Raw genomic sequence first — 15,240 nt, forward strand, 5'->3', positions numbered from 1 at the left:
ATGACGACCACCGCCACCACCGACACCACCACCAAGGCCACCGTCCTCGAAGCCAGCGGCGTCACCATGCGCTTCGGCGGCCTCACCGCCGTCAAGGGCGTCGACCTCAAGGTCAACGCGGGCGAGATCGTCGGCCTCATCGGCCCCAACGGCGCCGGCAAGACCACCTTCTTCAACTGCCTCACCGGGCTGTACGTCCCCACCGAGGGAACCGTCAGCTACAAGGGCACCGTCCTGCCGCCCACACCCCACAAGGTCACCGCAGCAGGCGTCGCCCGCACCTTCCAGAACATCCGGCTCTTCCACAACATGACCGTGCTGGAAAACGTCCTCGTCGGACGCCACACCCGCACCAAGGAAGGCCTCTGGTCCGCCCTCCTGCGCGGCCCCGGCTTCAAGAAGGCCGAAGCCGCGAGCGAAGTGCGGGCCATGGAACTCCTGGAGTTCATCGGCCTCCAGCACAAGGCCCAACACCTCGCGAAGAACCTCCCGTACGGCGAACAGCGCAAGCTCGAAATCGCCCGCGCCCTCGCCAGCGACCCGGGCCTCATCCTGCTCGACGAGCCCACCGCCGGCATGAACCCGCAGGAAACCCGCGCCGCCGAAGAACTCATCTTCGCCATCCGCGACATGGGCATCGCCGTCCTCGTCATCGAGCACGACATGCGCTTCATCTTCAACCTCTGCGACCGCGTCGCCTGCCTCGTCCAGGGCGAGAAGCTCATCGAGGGCACCGCGGCCGAAGTCCAGGGAGACGAGCGCGTCATCGCCGCCTACCTCGGCACCCCCTTCGAAGGCGCCCCCGGCGCCGAGGAGGACGCCGAGGTCCAGGCCGCCGAGGTCCAGGCCGCCGAAGCCCACGCCGAAGCAGCCACGGCCACCCCGGCACCCACCGCCACCCCGACCACCGAGGTCGAGACCCCGGCGAAGACCGTCACCGCGACCCCCGCCCCGGCGGAGACCCCGCAGGCCCCCGAAACCGTGGCAACCCCCACGGCTCCCGCAGCGGACTCGGACGCCGACACCACCCCGGCCCCGACCGCGGACACGGACACGGACACGGACGGCACCACCGGCACCACCAGCACCACCAGCACGGAAGGAGAGACCAAGTGACCCCGCTCCTCAAGGTCCAGGACCTCAAGGTCGCCTACGGCAAGATCGAAGCCGTCAAGGGAATCTCCTTCGAAGTCAACCAGGGCGAAATCGTCTGCCTCGTCGGCACCAACGGCGCCGGCAAGACCACCACCCTCCGCACCCTCTCCGGGCTCCTCAAACCCACCAGCGGCAGCATCGTCTTCGACGGCCAACCCCTGGCCAACGTCCCCGCCCACAAGATCGTCGCCATGAAGCTGGCCCACTCCCCCGAGGGACGCCACATCTTCCCCCGGCTGACGATCACCGAAAACCTCCAACTCGGCGCCTTCCTGCGCACCGACAAAGAGGGCATCGAGAAGGACATCCAGCGCGCCTACGACCTCTTCCCCATCCTGGGAGAGCGCCGCAAGCAGGCCGCCGGCACCCTCTCGGGCGGCGAACAACAGATGCTCGCCATGGGACGCGCCCTCATGTGCCAGCCCAAGCTGCTCATGCTGGACGAGCCCTCCATGGGCCTGTCCCCGCTCATGATGCAGAAGATCATGGCCACCATCGCCGAACTCAAGGCCACCGGGACCACCATCCTGCTGGTCGAGCAGAACGCCCAGGCGGCCCTCTCGCTGGCCGACCAGGCACACGTGATGGAGATCGGCAAGATCGTGCTCTCGGGCACCGGCCAGGAGCTCCTGCACAACGAGGACGTCCGCAAGGCGTACCTCGGCGAGGACTGACCGCACCCGTACCCGCACCAACGCCGTGAGGCCCGTCTCCCCCCGGGGGAGACGGGCCTCACGGCCTATCCGGACCGATCGCCTACTTGGCCGCGTTCTGCTGCTGCTTCTTCTCCTCGGCGTCCTCGATGACCGCCTCCGCGACCTGCTGCATGGACATGCGACGGTCCATGGAGGTCTTCTGGATCCACCGGAAGGCCGCCGGCTCGGACAACCCGTACTGGGTCTGCAGGATGCTCTTGGCCCGGTCCACCAGCTTGCGGGTCTCCAGACGCAGCGAGAGGTCGGCGACCTCCTTCTCCAACGCCTTAAGCTCCGCGAACCGGGACACGGCCATCTCGATGGCCGGCACCACGTCGCTCTTGCTGAACGGCTTCACGAGGTACGCCATGGCACCGGCGTCACGGGCCCGCTCGACCAGGTCGCGCTGCGAGAACGCGGTCAGCATGAGCACCGGGGCGATGGACTCCGCCGCGATCTGCTCGGCGGCGGAGATGCCGTCCAGGACGGGCATCTTCACGTCCAGGATGACGAGGTCCGGCCGGTGCTCGCGGGCCAGCTCGACGGCCTTCTGGCCGTCCCCGGCCTCACCGACGACGGAGTAGCCCTCCTCCTCCAGCATTTCCTTCAGGTCGAGACGGATGAGCGCCTCGTCCTCGGCGATGACGACGCGCGTCGTCAGCGGCGGAACGTGCGACTGGTCGGCGTCGGGCGTGGGCGTCGACTCGTGCTCGGCGGTCACGGGGGGCTCCTCTTTGCGGGCATAACAGCTCCCCCGAGCCTACCGAGCTCCTGTATGTTTGTGACACGGAGGGTCTTATGTATCCTTCGTTTCGAAGGGGCCCCGGTAGCCCAGCGGCAGAGGCAATGGATTCAAAACCCATTCAGCGTCGGTTCGAATCCGACTCGGGGCACTCTCCTTCGTTTCCAAGGTCTCCAAGCGTTTTTTGCGATCTTCACTCATTGCGGTGAACAGACCTTCGAATCCCGGCCAACCGGACGAACCGCGACGATGCTCCCGGCCATGGAGCACAATCCTTCGATTCGCGAGGAAGCCGTCCTACTGCTTCGCCGGGGTGTCACCAACCGCACGGTAGCCGAACGCCTTGGCATACCCAGAGGAACGGTCGGCTGGTGGCGACACCAGGACCGACAGGCGCGTGGCGAAAGGTACGTCGTACCCACCGATTGCCCGAGGTGCGAACACCGGCCGGTCGATCAGCCTGCATACGCCTACCTCCTCGGCCTCTACCTCGGCGACGGGCACATCATCTCGAAGCGCAAGCAGCACCACCTGTCCGTGTTCTGCGACGCGGCATGGCCCGGTCTCATCGACGATGCTGAAAGGGCCATCCGCCTCGTCATGCCGCTTCCTAGAGTCGCCCGTCGACAGCGTCAGGGATGCGTCGAGGTCAAGTCGTTCACGCGGCACTGGACGTGCCTGTTCCCGCAGCACGGGCCGGGGAAGAAGCACGAGCGGCGGATCGTGCTCGAAGCGTGGCAGCAGGAGATCGTGGACGCGCATCCGTGGGAGTTCGTCCGGGGGTTGATCCACTCCGACGGCTGCCGGGTCATGAACTGGACCACCCGCACCGTCGGTGGGGTCACCAAGCGGTACGAGTACCCCCGGTACTTCTTCACCAACAAGTCGGACGACATCCGGAAGCTGTGCACCGACACCCTTACCAAGGTCGGTGTCGAGTGGACCGTCCTGGCTCGGGGCGGTGACCCCTTCAACGTGTCCGTCGCGCGCAAGGCGTCTGTCGCGCTCATGGACGCCCACGTCGGGGCGAAGCACTGACCCCCGGCCCCGGTGCGGGGGGCCGCGCGTAGGGTGCGTGAGGGATTCGGCACCGTGAGAAGGGGACTCCGTGATGAGCGAGAAGGCTCGCAAGCTGTTCGAGGCGTTGGATTTGAACCACGACGGGGAGCTGACCCGGGTGGAGGTGATCAGCGCGTTGCGGTCGCAGGGGCCGACGTTGGCGGCGCGGGGGGATCTGCCGTTCTGGGCTGTGGGTGATGCGAACGCGTCGTCGGCGTTGTTCGACGAGGCGGATCAGAACGGGGACGCGGTGTTGTCGTTCGAGGAGTTCGCGCGGGTGGTGGACCGGCGGTTCGGTTGGTAGGTGGGGTGGGGGGCTAGTCCTCGGTTGCGGTGTGGTGGATGCGTAGGCCTCGGCGTCGGTAGTTGTGGAGGGCGCTGGGGTGGTCGTCGGAGTTGGTGTGGAGCCGGATCCGGTGAACGGTCGGGGATTGGATCGGGGTGGTGGCCCATGCCTGTCGGAGGGTGAGGGTCAGGGCGTGGCCGCCGAGTCCTCGGCCGGTGTGTTCGGGGAGGAGTCCGAAGGTGCGGATCTCCACCTCGCCCCCGGGGTGGGGTTCGAGTGCGGTGATGCCGATCGGTTCGTCGGCGAGGGTGATCAGCCAGTACTGGCGGTGGGGGTGGGTGCGGGCGAGTTCGTCCCATTGTTGGTCGGTGCGGGTGGAGCTGCGCCATCCGTGTGCGGCTCCGACGCGGGCCTGGAGGGTGCGGGCGAGGGCGGTGAGGCCTGTTTCGCGGCGGAGTTCCAGGGTGGGTACGGGGCGACCCGGTTGTAGTTCGCCGGGGTCGGTCATCTCCAGGTACGTGACGGTGCGGGCCATCTCGTCACCGTACTCGCGCTGTGCGGCGGGTGGGGGTGGCCGCGGGTCCCTCCGGCTTGCCGGGTGGGCCGCTGGGGGGTGGTGCGGGTGCGCCGGCAAGGGGTGGAGGGACGGGGTGGGTCAGCGTACGGCGTCGCCGATGTGGTGGATGCGTACGAGGTTGGTCTTGCCGCTGACGCCGGGGGGTGAGCCGGCGGTGATGACGACGATGTCGCCGGGTACGCAGCGGCCGATGCGCAGGAGTTGTTCTTCGACTTGGGCGACCATGGCGTCGGTGGAGTCGACGTGGGGGCCGAGGAAGGTTTCGACGCCCCAGGTGAGGTTGAGTTGGGAGCGGGTTGCTTCGTCGGGGGTGAAGGCGAGGAGGGGGATGGGTGAGCGGTAGCGGGAGAGTCGGCGGACGGTGTCGCCGCTCTGGGTGAAGGCGACGAGGAATTTGGCGCCGAGGAAGTCGCCCATTTCGGCGGCTGCTCGGGCGACGGCTCCGCCTTGGGTGCGGGGTTTGTTGCGTTCGGTGAGGGGTGGGAGGCCCTTGGCGAGGATGTCTTCTTCGGCGGCTTCGATGATGCGTGCCATGGTGCGGACGGTTTCGATGGGGTGTTTGCCGACGCTGGTTTCGCCGGAGAGCATGACGGCGTCGGTGCCGTCGATGACGGCGTTGGCGACGTCGGAGGCTTCGGCGCGGGTGGGTCGGGAGTTGTCGATCATCGAGTCGAGCATTTGGGTGGCGACGATGACGGGTTTGGCGTTGCGTTTGGCGAGTTTGACGGCGCGCTTCTGGACGATGGGGACGTGTTCGAGGGGCATTTCGACGCCGAGGTCGCCGCGGGCGACCATGATGCCGTCGAAGGCGGCGACGATGTCGTCGATGTTGTCGACGGCTTGGGGTTTTTCGACTTTGGCGATGACGGGGAGGCGGCGGTCTTCTTCGTCCATGACGCGGTGGACGTCTTGGATGTCGTGGCCGCTGCGGACGAAGGACAGGGCGATGATGTCGGCGCCGGTGCGCAGGGCCCAGCGGAGGTCTTCGATGTCCTTGTCGCTGAGGGCGGGGACGGAGACGGCGACTCCGGGGAGGTTGAGTCCCTTGTGGTCGGAGACCATGCCGCCTTCGATGACGCGGGTGTGGACGCGGGGTCCGTCGACGGCGGTTACTTCGAGGGTGACGCGGCCGTCGTCGACGAGGATGCGTTCGCCGGTGGTGACGTCGGTGGCGAGTCCTTTGTAGGTGGTGCCGCAGGTGTGGCGGTCGCCGGGGTGGTCTTCGACGGTGATGGTGAACTCGTCGCCGCGTTCAAGGAGTACGGGTCCTTCGTGGAAGCGGCCGAGTCGGATCTTCGGGCCTTGAAGGTCGGCGAGGATTCCGACGCTGCGGCCGGTTTCGTCGGCGGCTTTGCGTACGTGGTGGTAGCGCTCCTCGTGTTCGGCGTAGGTGCCGTGGCTGAGGTTGAAGCGGGCGATGTCCATTCCGGCTTCGACCAGGGCTTTGATCTGGTGGTACGAGTCGGTGGCGGGGCCCAGGGTACAGACGATTTTTGCTCGACGCATGGGTCGAGCGTATGCCCCTACCAGGGAGTAGGAAATTGGTTGTGGGTGTCTGCTCAACAACCTTTGGGCGAAAGCTTGTTGACAATTGTTGAATGTGCATGGGGGTGCTCATCGGAGCACCCCCGTGGCGCTTCCTTGTCCGATTTCTGGTGGCCGTTCGGCCGGGTGGTCAGAGTTGGGGCGGGGTCATGGTGAAGCGGGCGTTCACCTGTGCGTGGACGGTTTGGCGCTGGGGTTCGAGGTCGAGGGGCGGGGTGGTGTCGTCCTCGGTGGCGCCGGCGAAGGCCATGCCGCGCATCATGGTGCCGCCGGGGGCGAAGGGGGTTTCGTTCTCGGCTTCGGTGTCGGCGAGTTCGATGAGGGCGGCGAGTTCGGCGCCGAGGGCGTGGGCGTATTCGCGGGCGCGTTGGACGGCTTCGAGGACGGCTTGGCGGCGGGCTTCGCCGTGGGCGGGTGAGGTGGGGCGCAGGGCCCACCAGGGGCCGTCGACGCGGGTGAGTTCGAGGTCGGCGAGGCGGGTGGTGAGTTCGCCGAGGGTGGTGAAGTCGTTGAGTTCGGCGGTGATGTTGACGCGGCCGTGGTAGGCGCGGACGCGTTCGGCGCGGCCGTGGCGGGTGAGTTCGGGGGTGATGGAGAAGGCTCCGGTTTCGAGTTTTTCGACGGGTTCGCCGTAGCTCTTGAGGAGTTCGAGGACGGTGTTGTTGCGGCGGGTGAGGTCTTCGAGTGCGGTGCGGCGGTCGGTGCCGCGGGCGCTGACGGTGATGGTGATGCGGGCGATTTCGGGGTCGACTTCGAGGTGGGATTCGCCGCGGACGGCGACGCGGGGTACGTCGGGGGTTCCGTAGGGCTGGTGTGCGATCTCCTGGGTCATGTTTTCCACTGTCGCACCGTGGTGGGTGGGTGGTGTGGTCATCGGATCGAAACCTGGTGGGGGTGTTGCGGCTTGTTACTCGTGGGTCAGAATCTACGCGCGTTGTTCAGGGCCTCACGAGGGAGTTGGCATGACGTTCGACCGTAGGAAGTTCATGGGGGCTTCGGCCGCGACGGGTGCGGCCGTGGCGTTGGTGGGGGCCACGAGCACCCCGGCCGCCGCCGCGCAGGAGCAGGAGCAGGAGGGCGCGAGGGGCCGGGGGCCGCGGACGTACGCGTTCACGGTGATGGGGACGACGGATCTGCACGGCAACGTCTTCAACTGGGACTACTTCACGGACAAGGAGTTCGACGACAAGGCGCACAACGATGTGGGTCTGGCGAAGATCTCGACGTTGGTGGATCAGGTGCGGGCGCGCAAGGGTCGGCGGAACACGCTGTTGATCGACGCGGGTGACACGATCCAGGGAACGCAGCTTTCGTACTACTACGCGAAGGTGGATCCGATCACGGCGCGGCGCGGGCCGGTGCATCCGATGGCGCAGGCGATGAACGCGATCGGTTACGACGCGGCGGCGCTCGGGAACCACGAGTTCAATTACGGGATCCCGGTGTTGCGCAAGTTCGAGGAGCAGTGCGATTTCCCGTTGTTGGGGGCGAACGCGCTGGACGCGAAGACATTGCGGCCGGCGTTCGCGCCGTACAGCATGCACCGGTTGCGGACGCCGTTCGGGCGGGACGTGAAGGTGGCGGTGTTGGGGTTGACGAACCCGGGGATCGCGATCTGGGACAAGGCGCACGTGCAGGGCAAGATGACGTTCCCGGGGTTGGAGGAGCAGGCGGCGAAGTACGTGCCGCGGCTGCGGTCGATGGGTGCGGACGTGGTGATCGTGTCGGCGCACTCCGGGTCGAGCGGTACGTCGAGTTACGGGGATCAGTTGCCGCACGTGGAGAACGCGGCGGCGCTGGTGGCGGAACAGGTGCCGGGGATCGACGCGATCCTGGTGGGGCACGCGCACACGGAGATTGCGGAGTACCGGGTGAAGAACCGGGCTACGGGCAAGGACGTGGTGTTGTCGGAGCCGTTGAAGTGGGGGCAGCGGTTGACGTTGTTCGACTTCGAGTTGGTGTGGGAGCGGGGCTGCTGGTCGGTGACGAAGGTCGCGGCGCAGGTGTTGAACTCCAATGCCGTGGAGGAGGACCGGAAGATCACGCGGCTGTTGTCGGACGAGCACCGCAAGGTGGTGGCGTACGTCAACCAGGTGATCGGTACGTCGACGCAGGCGATGTCGACGGCGGAGGGGCCGGTGAAGGACGTGCCGGTGATCGATCTGATCAACCACGTGCAGGCGGAGACGGTGCGGGCGGCGCTGGCGGGTACCGAGTGGGCGGCGCTGCCGGTGGTGTCGCAGGCGTCGTGTTTCTCGCGGACGGCGTCGATACCGGCGGGTCGGGTGACGATCCGGGACGCGGCGGGGTTGTACCCGTTCGAGAACACGTTGGAGGCACGGCTGCTGACGGGTGCGCAGTTGAAGGACTACCTGGAGTATTCGGCGCGGTATTACGTGCGGACGGCGCCGGGTGCGCCGGTGGATCCGGCGGCGTTGACGAACGCGGAGGGGATTCCGGACTACAACTACGACGCGGTGTACGGGTTGGCGTACGAGATCGATGTGGCGCAGCCGGTGGGGTCGCGGATCGTGGGGTTGTCGTTCGCGGGGAAGGCAGTGGATCCGGCGGGTCGGTTCGTGTTGGCGGTGAACAACTACCGGGCCTCGGGCGGGGGTAACTTCCCGCACGTTCCGCAGGCCAGGCAGTTGTGGGCGGATTCGGACGAGATCCGTAACACGATCGTCCAGTGGGTGAAGGCGAAGGGGACGGTGGATCCGGCGGGGTTCGCTTCGGTGGATTGGCGGTTGACGCGGGCGGGGGTGCCGGTGTTCTAGTTCCGGGGGTTCTGGTCCCGGGCGTTCCGGTCCCGGGCGTTCCGGTCCCGGGCGTTCCGGTCCCGGGCGCCGGTGTGCCGGCGCCGGGTGTCGGGTGTCGGTCGGCTGGTCCCGGGTGTTCGAGCCCGGGTGCCGGTCGTCCGGCGGGGCCGTCAGGGGTGTTCGACGAGCGGGAGCAGCTCGCCTGCGGGGTGGGGGCGGGTGTGTTCCCGTTGTTCGAGGCCGAAGGTGGTGAAGGCGGTGCGGCGGGGCTGGGGGTAGGGCTCCTTGTCGGTGAGGGTGTTGAGGATGCCGGCGCTGCGCCAGGCGGCGAGGCCGAGGTCGGGGGCGCCGACGCCGTGGGTGTGGCGTTCTCCGTTCTGGACGAAGACGCTGCCGGTGACGGAGGGGTCGAGGACCATGCGGTGGCGGTCGTCGATGCGGGGGCGGCCGGAGGAGTCCTTGCGGAGGTAGGGGTCGAGTCCGGCGAGGATGCGGGTGAGGGGTCGTTCGCGGTAGCCGGTGGCGAGGACGACGGCGTCGGTGGTGAGGCGGGAGCGGGTGCCCTGCTGGGTGTGTTCGAGGTGGAGTTCGACTTTGGTGGTGGCGACGCGGCCGGCGGTGCGGACGTGGACGCCGGGGGTGAGGACGGCGTCGGGCCAGCCGCCGTCGAGGGTTCGGCGGTAGAGCTCGTCGTGGATGGCGGCGATGGTGGCGGCGTCGATGCCCTTGTGGAGTTGCCATTGGGCGGGGACGAGTTGGTCGCGGACGGGTTCGGGGAGGGAGTGGAAGTAGCGGGTGTAGTCGGGGGTGAAGTGTTCGAGGCCGAGTTTGGAGTACTCCATGGGGGCGAATGAGGGGGTGCGGGCGAGCCAGGTGAGGCCTTCGCGGCCGGTGGGGCGGCTGCGGAGCAGGTCGAGGAAGACTTCGGCTCCGGATTGGCCCGCGCCGATGACGGTGACGTGGGGGGCGCCGAGGATGCGTTGGCGGTTGTCGAGGTATTCGGCGGAGTGGATGACGGGGACGGTGGGGGCTTCGGCGAGGGGGCGCAGGGTGTCGGGGATGTGGGGTGCGGTGCCGATGCCGAGGGCGAGGTTGCGGGTCCAGGTGCGGCCGAGGGCTTCGGCTTCGCCGGTGGGGTCGATCTGGGTCCAGTCGACTTCGAAGAGGTCGCGTTCGGGGTTCCAGCGGACGGCGTCGACCTGGTGGCCGAAGTGGAGTCCGGGGAGGCGGCCGGCGACCCAGCGGCAGTAGGCGTCGTATTCGGCGCGTTGGATGTGGAACTGCTCGGCGAAGTAGAAGGGGAAGAGACGTTCCTTTTGCTTGAGGTAGTTGAGGAATGTCCAGGGGCTGGTGGGGTCGGCGAGGGTGACGAGGTCGGCGAGGAAGGGGACTTGGAGGGTGGCTCCGTCGATGAGGAGTCCGGGGTGCCAGCGGAAGTCGCGGCGTTGGTCGTAGAAGGCGGTGGCGAGGGGGCCGATGCCTTGTTGGGGGAGGCCGTGGGCGAGGGCGGCCAGGGAGAGGTTGAAGGGGCCGATTCCGATTCCGACGAGGTCGTGGGGGGCTTCGAGTGGGGCGGTCATCGGTGGGTCCTGCCTTCCAGGAGGGTGACGAGGGTGTCCAGGTCCTGTGCCGTGGTGTGGGGGTTGAGGAGGGTGGCTTTGAGCCACAGTCGGCCGTTGGCGGTGGCGCGGCCGAGGACGGCGGTGCCGTTGTGGAGGAGGGTGCGGCGCAGGGTTGCGAGGTGGTCGTCGTCCGTGGGGGTGGGCCGGAAGAGGACGGTGGTGAGGGTGGGGGGTGCGTGGAGTTCGAAGCGGGGGTGTGCGTCGAGGAGTCCGGCGAGGTGGTGGGCTGCGGTGGTGGTGCGGTCGATGAGGTCGGTGAGGCCGTCGCGGCCGAGTGCGCGGAGGGTGACGGCGATTTTGAAGGCGTCGGGGCGGCGGGTGGTGCGCAGGGAGCGGCCGAGGAGGTCGGGGAGGCCGGCTTCGGTGTCGTCGGTGGCGTTGAGGTAGTCGGCTTGGTGGGCGAGGGGGGTGAGGTGGGTGTGGTCGGGGACGACGAGGAGTCCGGCGGCGACGGGTTGCCAGCCGAGTTTGTGGAGGTCGACGGTGAGGGTGCGGGCGCGGGCGAGTCCGTCGACGGTGTGGCGGTGTGGGGGGCTGAGGGCGAGGGGTCCTCCGTAGGCGGCGTCGATGTGGAGGTCGGCGCGGTGGTGTGCGCAGAGGTCGGCGATCGCGTGGAGGGGGTCGATGAGTCCGGCGTCGGTGGTGCCGGCGGTGGCGGTGACGAGTACGGGTCCGGTGGTGCGGGCGAGGGCTTCGGCTAGGTAGGCGGGGTGGAGGGTGCCGGTGGGGGTGGGGAGGGTGGTGGTGGGGGGTAGGCCGAGGAGCCAGGCGGCGCGGGGTACGGAGTGGTGGGCGTTGGCGCCGTGGAGGACGGTGAGGTGGGGGCCGTGGCGTTCGCGGGCGAGGAGGAGGGCGAGTTGGTTGGCTTCGGTGCCGCCGGTGGTGAGGAGGGCGTCGGGGTGGGGGGTGTCGTAGAACTCGGCGGCGAGGGTGCGGGTGAGTTCGGCTTCGATGGTGGAGGCGGCGGGGGCCTGGTCCCAGGAGTCGAGGGAGGGGTTGAGGGCGCTCGCGGCGAGGTCGGCGGCGGTGGCGACGGCGAGGGGTGGGCAGTGCAGGTGGGCTGCGCACAGGGGGTGGGCGGGGTCGGCGGCGCCGGCGGCGAGGGCGTGGACGAGGGTGCGGAGGGCTTCGTGGGCGCCGGTGCCGTGGGTGGGGAGTACGTCGCCGAGTGCGGTGCGGACGCGTGCGGTGACGGTGGCGGGGCCGCCGGCGGGGAGGGGGCCGCCGCGTTCGTGGGTTCCGGTGCGGAGGGCGTCGAGGACGGTGTCGAGGAGGGGCCGCAGGGCGTCGGCTCCGCCGGGGCCGCCGGCGAGGGGTGGCGGTGGGGGCGGCGGGGTGCGGGGCGGCTCGGTCATCGGGGGTCCTTCGGGCTGCTGGGCGGGGACAGCGTGGTCTCCGCCGGATACAACGATGAGACCCGAATGGGGTAACCGCCGGGGTTTGTCCACCGGGCCGTCGTCGGCCGGGTGTTCGGGTTGGGGGGTGCGCCTTGGCCGGACGGGATCGGGGTGGCGCCGGGCCGGGCGGGGCGGGGCCGGGGCCGTGCCGGGCTGGGCGCGGCCGGGCCCGGGCGGAGGACCGGGACCGGGCGGAGGGCCGTGCCGGGCTGGGCGGGGGCCGGGCCCGGGCGGAGGACCGGGACCGGGCGGAGGGCCGTGCCGGGCTGGGCGGAGAGCCGGGACCGGGCCGGGCGGAGAGCCGGGACCGGGCCGGGCGGAGGACCGGGGCCGGGCGGAGGACCGGATCCGGGCGGAGGACCGGATCCGGGCGGAGGACCGGATCCGGGCGGAGGACCGGATCCGGGCGGAGGGCCGGGCGTGGGCCCCGGCCCCCGTAGCTCGGACTCCCGTGGCTCGCATCCCCTCAGGTCGGCGCCCCGCAGGTCCGGCACCCCCCGGGGCAGGGGCTGGGGGCGTCGGTCCGGCGGGGGTGGTGGGGGGTCAGGCGGGGGTGCGGATGCGGAGGGCTCGGGCGAGGTCGTCGAGGTGGTCGACGAGTTTGCGGCGGAGCAGGGGGATGAGGTCGGGGTCCTCCAGGCAGGTTTGGCCGGCCTGGAGGTTGGTGTCGTCGATGGCGTACGCGGGGAAGGCCCAGCGGCCGGCGGCTTCGGCGATGGCGGGGCCGCGGCGGGCTCCGAGGGCGACGGCTTCGGGGTAGTAGCGGGGGACGTACTCCCGTACCAGGTCGGCCTGTTCGGGTTGCCAGAAGCCTTGTGCGGTGGCGGTGAAGAGGTAGTTGGAGAGGGTGTCGTCGTGGAAGAGGCGTTGCCAAGCGGCGGCCTTGGCCTCGGGGGTGGGGAGGGCGGCGCGGCAGCGGGCGGCGCCTTCGCGGCCGGTGGCGCTGGGGTCGGCGGTGAGGGCGGCGGCGATGGTGTCCTCGTCGGCGGCGCCGAGGACGCTGAGGCGGGCGAGGATGCGCCAGCGCAGCTCGGGGTCGAGTTCGGGGCCGCCGGGGACGGTGCCGTCGGTGAGCCAGGCGGCGAGGGTGTCGGGCTGGGTGGCGCTGTCGATGAGGACGCGTACGGCGGCGAGCCGCAGGCCGGGTTCGGCGCCGTCCTCGGTGCGGCGGAGCAGGTCGCGGGTGACGGAGGTGATGAGGTTGAGGGCGGCGGTGCGTTCGGTGGGGGCGACGTAGCGGTCGGCGACGTGGGTGCGGGCGAAGCCGAGGACGCCCTGGACGATGGCGAGGTCGCTCTCGTCGGGCAGGTGGGCGGCGGCGGTGGTGAGGTAGGCGCCGGGTTCGAGTTCGCCGTCGCGGACCATGTCGCGCAGGGAGCCCCAGACGACGGCGCGGGTGAGGGGGTCGGGGAGGCGGGAGAGGCCGCGCAGGGCGGTTTCCAGGGAGATCGCGTCGAGGCGGATCTTGGTGTAGCCGAGGTCTCCGTCGTTGAGGACGAGGAGGTCGGGGCGGCGGCCGCTGCCGGAGAGGATCTCGTCGGAGGGGACGTCGATGCCGAGGAGTTCGCCGCGTTCCAGGAGGCCGTCGGGGGCGAGTTCGTAGGTGCCGGCGGTGATGTGGTGGGGGCGGCTGCCGTGGTGGTCGACGGTGAGGGTCCAGCCGCCGGTGCTCTCCTCGATGCGGGGGGTGAGGGTGTCGACGCCGGTGGTGCGGAGCCAGACCTGGGCCCAGGCGTGGACGTCGCGGTCGGTGTGGGCGGCGAGGGAGTCCACGAAGTCGGCGAGGGAGGCGTTGGCGAACTTGTGGCGGGCGAAGTGGGTGTTGATGCCGGCGAGGAAGTCCTTCTCGCCGAGCCAGGCGACGAGTTGGCGCAGGGCGGAGGCGCCCTTGGCGTAGGAGATGCCGTCGAAGTTGAGGAGGGCGGAGGCGGTGTCGGGGACGTCCTCGGGGGCGGGGGCGACGGGGTGGGTGGAGGGGCGTTGGTCGGCGTCGTAGCCCCAGGGTTTGCGGACCATGCCGAATTCGGTCCAGGTGCCGGTGAAGCGGGTGGCTTCGGTGAGGGTCTGGTAGCCCATGTATTCGGCGAAGGACTCGTTGAGCCAGATGTCGTCGAACCAGGCGAGGGTGACGAGGTCGCCGAACCACATGTGGGCCATCTCGTGGGCGATGACCATGGCGCGGCTCTGGCGTTCGGTGTCGGTGACGGCGGAGCGGAAGACGAACTCGTCGCGGAAGGTGACGAGGCCCGGGTTCTCCATGGCGCCGGCGTTGAACTCGGGGACGAAGGCCTGGTCGTAGGAGTCGAAGGGGTAGGGCTCGGCGAACTTCTCGTGGTAGCGGTCGAAGCAGTCGGTGGTGACGGAGAGGATCTCGTCGGCGTCGGCGTCGAGATGGGGGGCGAGGGATTTGCGGCAGTGGATGCCGAAGGGAAGGCCGGCGTGTTCGGTGGTGACGCTGTGCCAGGGGCCGCCTGCGACGGCGGCGAGGTAGGTGGAGATGAGGGGGGTGGGGGCGGACTGCCAGATGCCGGCGCCGTCGGTGTCGCGGTCGCCGGTACGGGTGGTGATGCCGTTGGCGAGGACGGTCCAGTGGGCGGGGGCGGTGACGGTGAACGCGAAGACGGCCTTGAGGTCGGGCTGGTCGAAGGCGGGGAAGACGCGCTGGACGTCGTCCATGAACATTTGGGAGTAGACGTACGTCTCCCCGTCCGCGGGGTCGGTGAAGCGGTGCAGGCCTTCGCCGGTGCGGGAGTAGCGCATGCGGGCGTCGACGCGCAGCTCGTGGTCGCCTTCGGCCAGGGCGGGGAGCGGGAGGCGGTTGTCGGTGAGGGCGGTGGTGTCGAGGGGTTGGCCGTCGAGCGTGGCGGAGCGCAGTTCGTCCGGTTTCAGTTCCACGAAGGTGTCTCCGGCGGCGCGGGCGGCGAAGCGGATGACGGTGGTGGAGTCGAAGGTGTCGTCGCCGGTGGTGAGGTCGAGGGTGACGGCGTAGTGGTGGACGTCGAGGAGTTGTGCTCGGAGCTGCGCTTCGTTGCGCGTCAATGCGGACATGGGGCCATGCTGCCCGACGTCGCGCCCGGGACCCAGGGGGTATGTGGGCCGTCCGGTACGGCGGGCCGTGGGGCACGGGGGCGGGGGGCGTCCGGTACGGCGGGCCGTGCAGGGCGGAGGCGTCCGGTACGGGCGGCCGTGCGGGGGCGGGGGCGGGGGTCCGTCCGGTACGGGGGCCGTGCCGGGCGCGGGGGGCGTCCGGTACGGGCGGCCGTGCGGGGCGGGGGCGGGGCCCGGGGGCGAGGTCCGGCGGGGGCGGGGCGTGCGGGGTGGCGGACGGGCGCGGTCCGCGACGGACGAGCGATGGCCGGGGAGGGCGGGGCGCCGGCGCGCGGGGCTGGGGCGTGCCGGGCCG

General features: G+C 69.9%; 12 protein-coding genes and 1 tRNA gene. 6 read left to right on the top strand and 7 right to left on the bottom strand.

Annotation, left to right across the window (positions count from 1 at the left end; translation table 11 throughout):
* Together ACZ4XJ_RS06635 and ACZ4XJ_RS06640 are read left to right on the top strand one after the other, a co-directional pair.
* Positions 1-1,116 (top strand): ABC transporter ATP-binding protein, encoded by a 1,116-nt coding sequence (locus ACZ4XJ_RS06635; RefSeq protein WP_468495532.1) that lies wholly within the window; start codon positions 1-3, stop codon positions 1,114-1,116.
* Positions 1,113-1,829: an ABC transporter ATP-binding protein gene (locus tag ACZ4XJ_RS06640; RefSeq protein ID WP_362878770.1), complete on the top strand. Its 717-nt coding sequence runs from the start codon at positions 1,113-1,115 to the stop codon at positions 1,827-1,829. Before ACZ4XJ_RS06635 ends, ACZ4XJ_RS06640 begins: the two co-directional genes overlap by 4 nt.
* A gap of 82 nt (positions 1,830-1,911) precedes the next feature.
* Here ACZ4XJ_RS06640 and ACZ4XJ_RS06645 read toward each other — a convergent pair whose 3' ends face one another.
* Positions 1,912-2,571 (bottom strand): ANTAR domain-containing response regulator, encoded by a 660-nt coding sequence (locus tag ACZ4XJ_RS06645; RefSeq protein ID WP_468495533.1) that lies wholly within the window; start codon positions 2,569-2,571, stop codon positions 1,912-1,914.
* A gap of 99 nt (positions 2,572-2,670) precedes the next feature.
* Here ACZ4XJ_RS06645 and ACZ4XJ_RS06650 point away from each other — a divergent pair.
* The 3 genes from ACZ4XJ_RS06650 to ACZ4XJ_RS06660 all read left to right on the top strand — a co-directional run bounded on the left by ACZ4XJ_RS06650 (position 2,671) and on the right by ACZ4XJ_RS06660 (position 3,955).
* Positions 2,671-2,743, top strand: a tRNA-Leu gene (locus tag ACZ4XJ_RS06650).
* Positions 2,744-2,841: 98 nt separating this feature from the next.
* Positions 2,842-3,630 carry a helix-turn-helix domain-containing protein gene (locus ACZ4XJ_RS06655; protein ID WP_468495534.1) on the top strand — a complete coding sequence of 263 codons (789 nt, stop codon included), beginning with the start codon at positions 2,842-2,844 and terminating at the stop codon, positions 3,628-3,630.
* Between the two features lie 73 nt (positions 3,631-3,703).
* The gene (locus ACZ4XJ_RS06660; protein WP_362878775.1) at positions 3,704-3,955 is read left to right on the top strand and encodes an EF-hand domain-containing protein; all 252 of its coding nucleotides are present in this window, start codon (positions 3,704-3,706) and stop codon (positions 3,953-3,955) included.
* 13 nt (positions 3,956-3,968) lie between these two features.
* Here ACZ4XJ_RS06660 and ACZ4XJ_RS06665 read toward each other — a convergent pair whose 3' ends face one another.
* The 3 genes from ACZ4XJ_RS06665 to ACZ4XJ_RS06675 form a co-directional block, all read right to left on the bottom strand.
* Entirely contained in the window at positions 3,969-4,472 is a 504-nt protein-coding gene (locus ACZ4XJ_RS06665; protein WP_468495535.1) for a GNAT family N-acetyltransferase, read from the bottom strand.
* A gap of 120 nt (positions 4,473-4,592) precedes the next feature.
* Complete coding sequence (pyk, locus tag ACZ4XJ_RS06670) at positions 4,593-6,020, bottom strand: pyruvate kinase (protein ID WP_362878779.1); 1,428 nt, start codon at positions 6,018-6,020, stop codon at positions 4,593-4,595.
* 169 nt (positions 6,021-6,189) lie between these two features.
* Positions 6,190-6,891, bottom strand: coding sequence for an SIMPL domain-containing protein (locus ACZ4XJ_RS06675; RefSeq protein WP_468495536.1), 702 nt, complete (start codon positions 6,889-6,891; stop codon positions 6,190-6,192).
* Between the two features lie 130 nt (positions 6,892-7,021).
* Here ACZ4XJ_RS06675 and ACZ4XJ_RS06680 point away from each other — a divergent pair, with 130 nt between their 5' ends.
* Positions 7,022-8,836: a bifunctional metallophosphatase/5'-nucleotidase gene (locus ACZ4XJ_RS06680; protein ID WP_468495924.1), complete on the top strand. Its 1,815-nt coding sequence runs from the start codon at positions 7,022-7,024 to the stop codon at positions 8,834-8,836.
* Positions 8,837-8,988: 152 nt separating this feature from the next.
* Here the strand turns inward: ACZ4XJ_RS06680 and ACZ4XJ_RS06685 are convergent, their stop codons facing one another.
* From ACZ4XJ_RS06685 to pepN, 3 genes are all read right to left on the bottom strand, one after another.
* On the bottom strand, positions 8,989-10,398 hold the full coding sequence (locus ACZ4XJ_RS06685; protein WP_468495537.1) for a lysine N(6)-hydroxylase/L-ornithine N(5)-oxygenase family protein: 1,410 nt from the start codon (positions 10,396-10,398) through the stop codon (positions 8,989-8,991).
* Entirely contained in the window at positions 10,395-11,795 is a 1,401-nt protein-coding gene (locus ACZ4XJ_RS06690; protein WP_468495538.1) for a pyridoxal phosphate-dependent decarboxylase family protein, read from the bottom strand. The genes ACZ4XJ_RS06685 and ACZ4XJ_RS06690 overlap by 4 nt, the downstream gene beginning before the upstream one ends.
* Positions 11,796-12,380: 585 nt before the next feature.
* Positions 12,381-14,885 (bottom strand): aminopeptidase N, encoded by a 2,505-nt coding sequence (gene pepN, locus ACZ4XJ_RS06695; protein WP_468495539.1) that lies wholly within the window; start codon positions 14,883-14,885, stop codon positions 12,381-12,383.
* Between the last annotated feature and the right edge of the window lie 355 nt (positions 14,886-15,240).

The organism is Streptomyces sp. NPDC029836 (assembly GCF_055574495.1).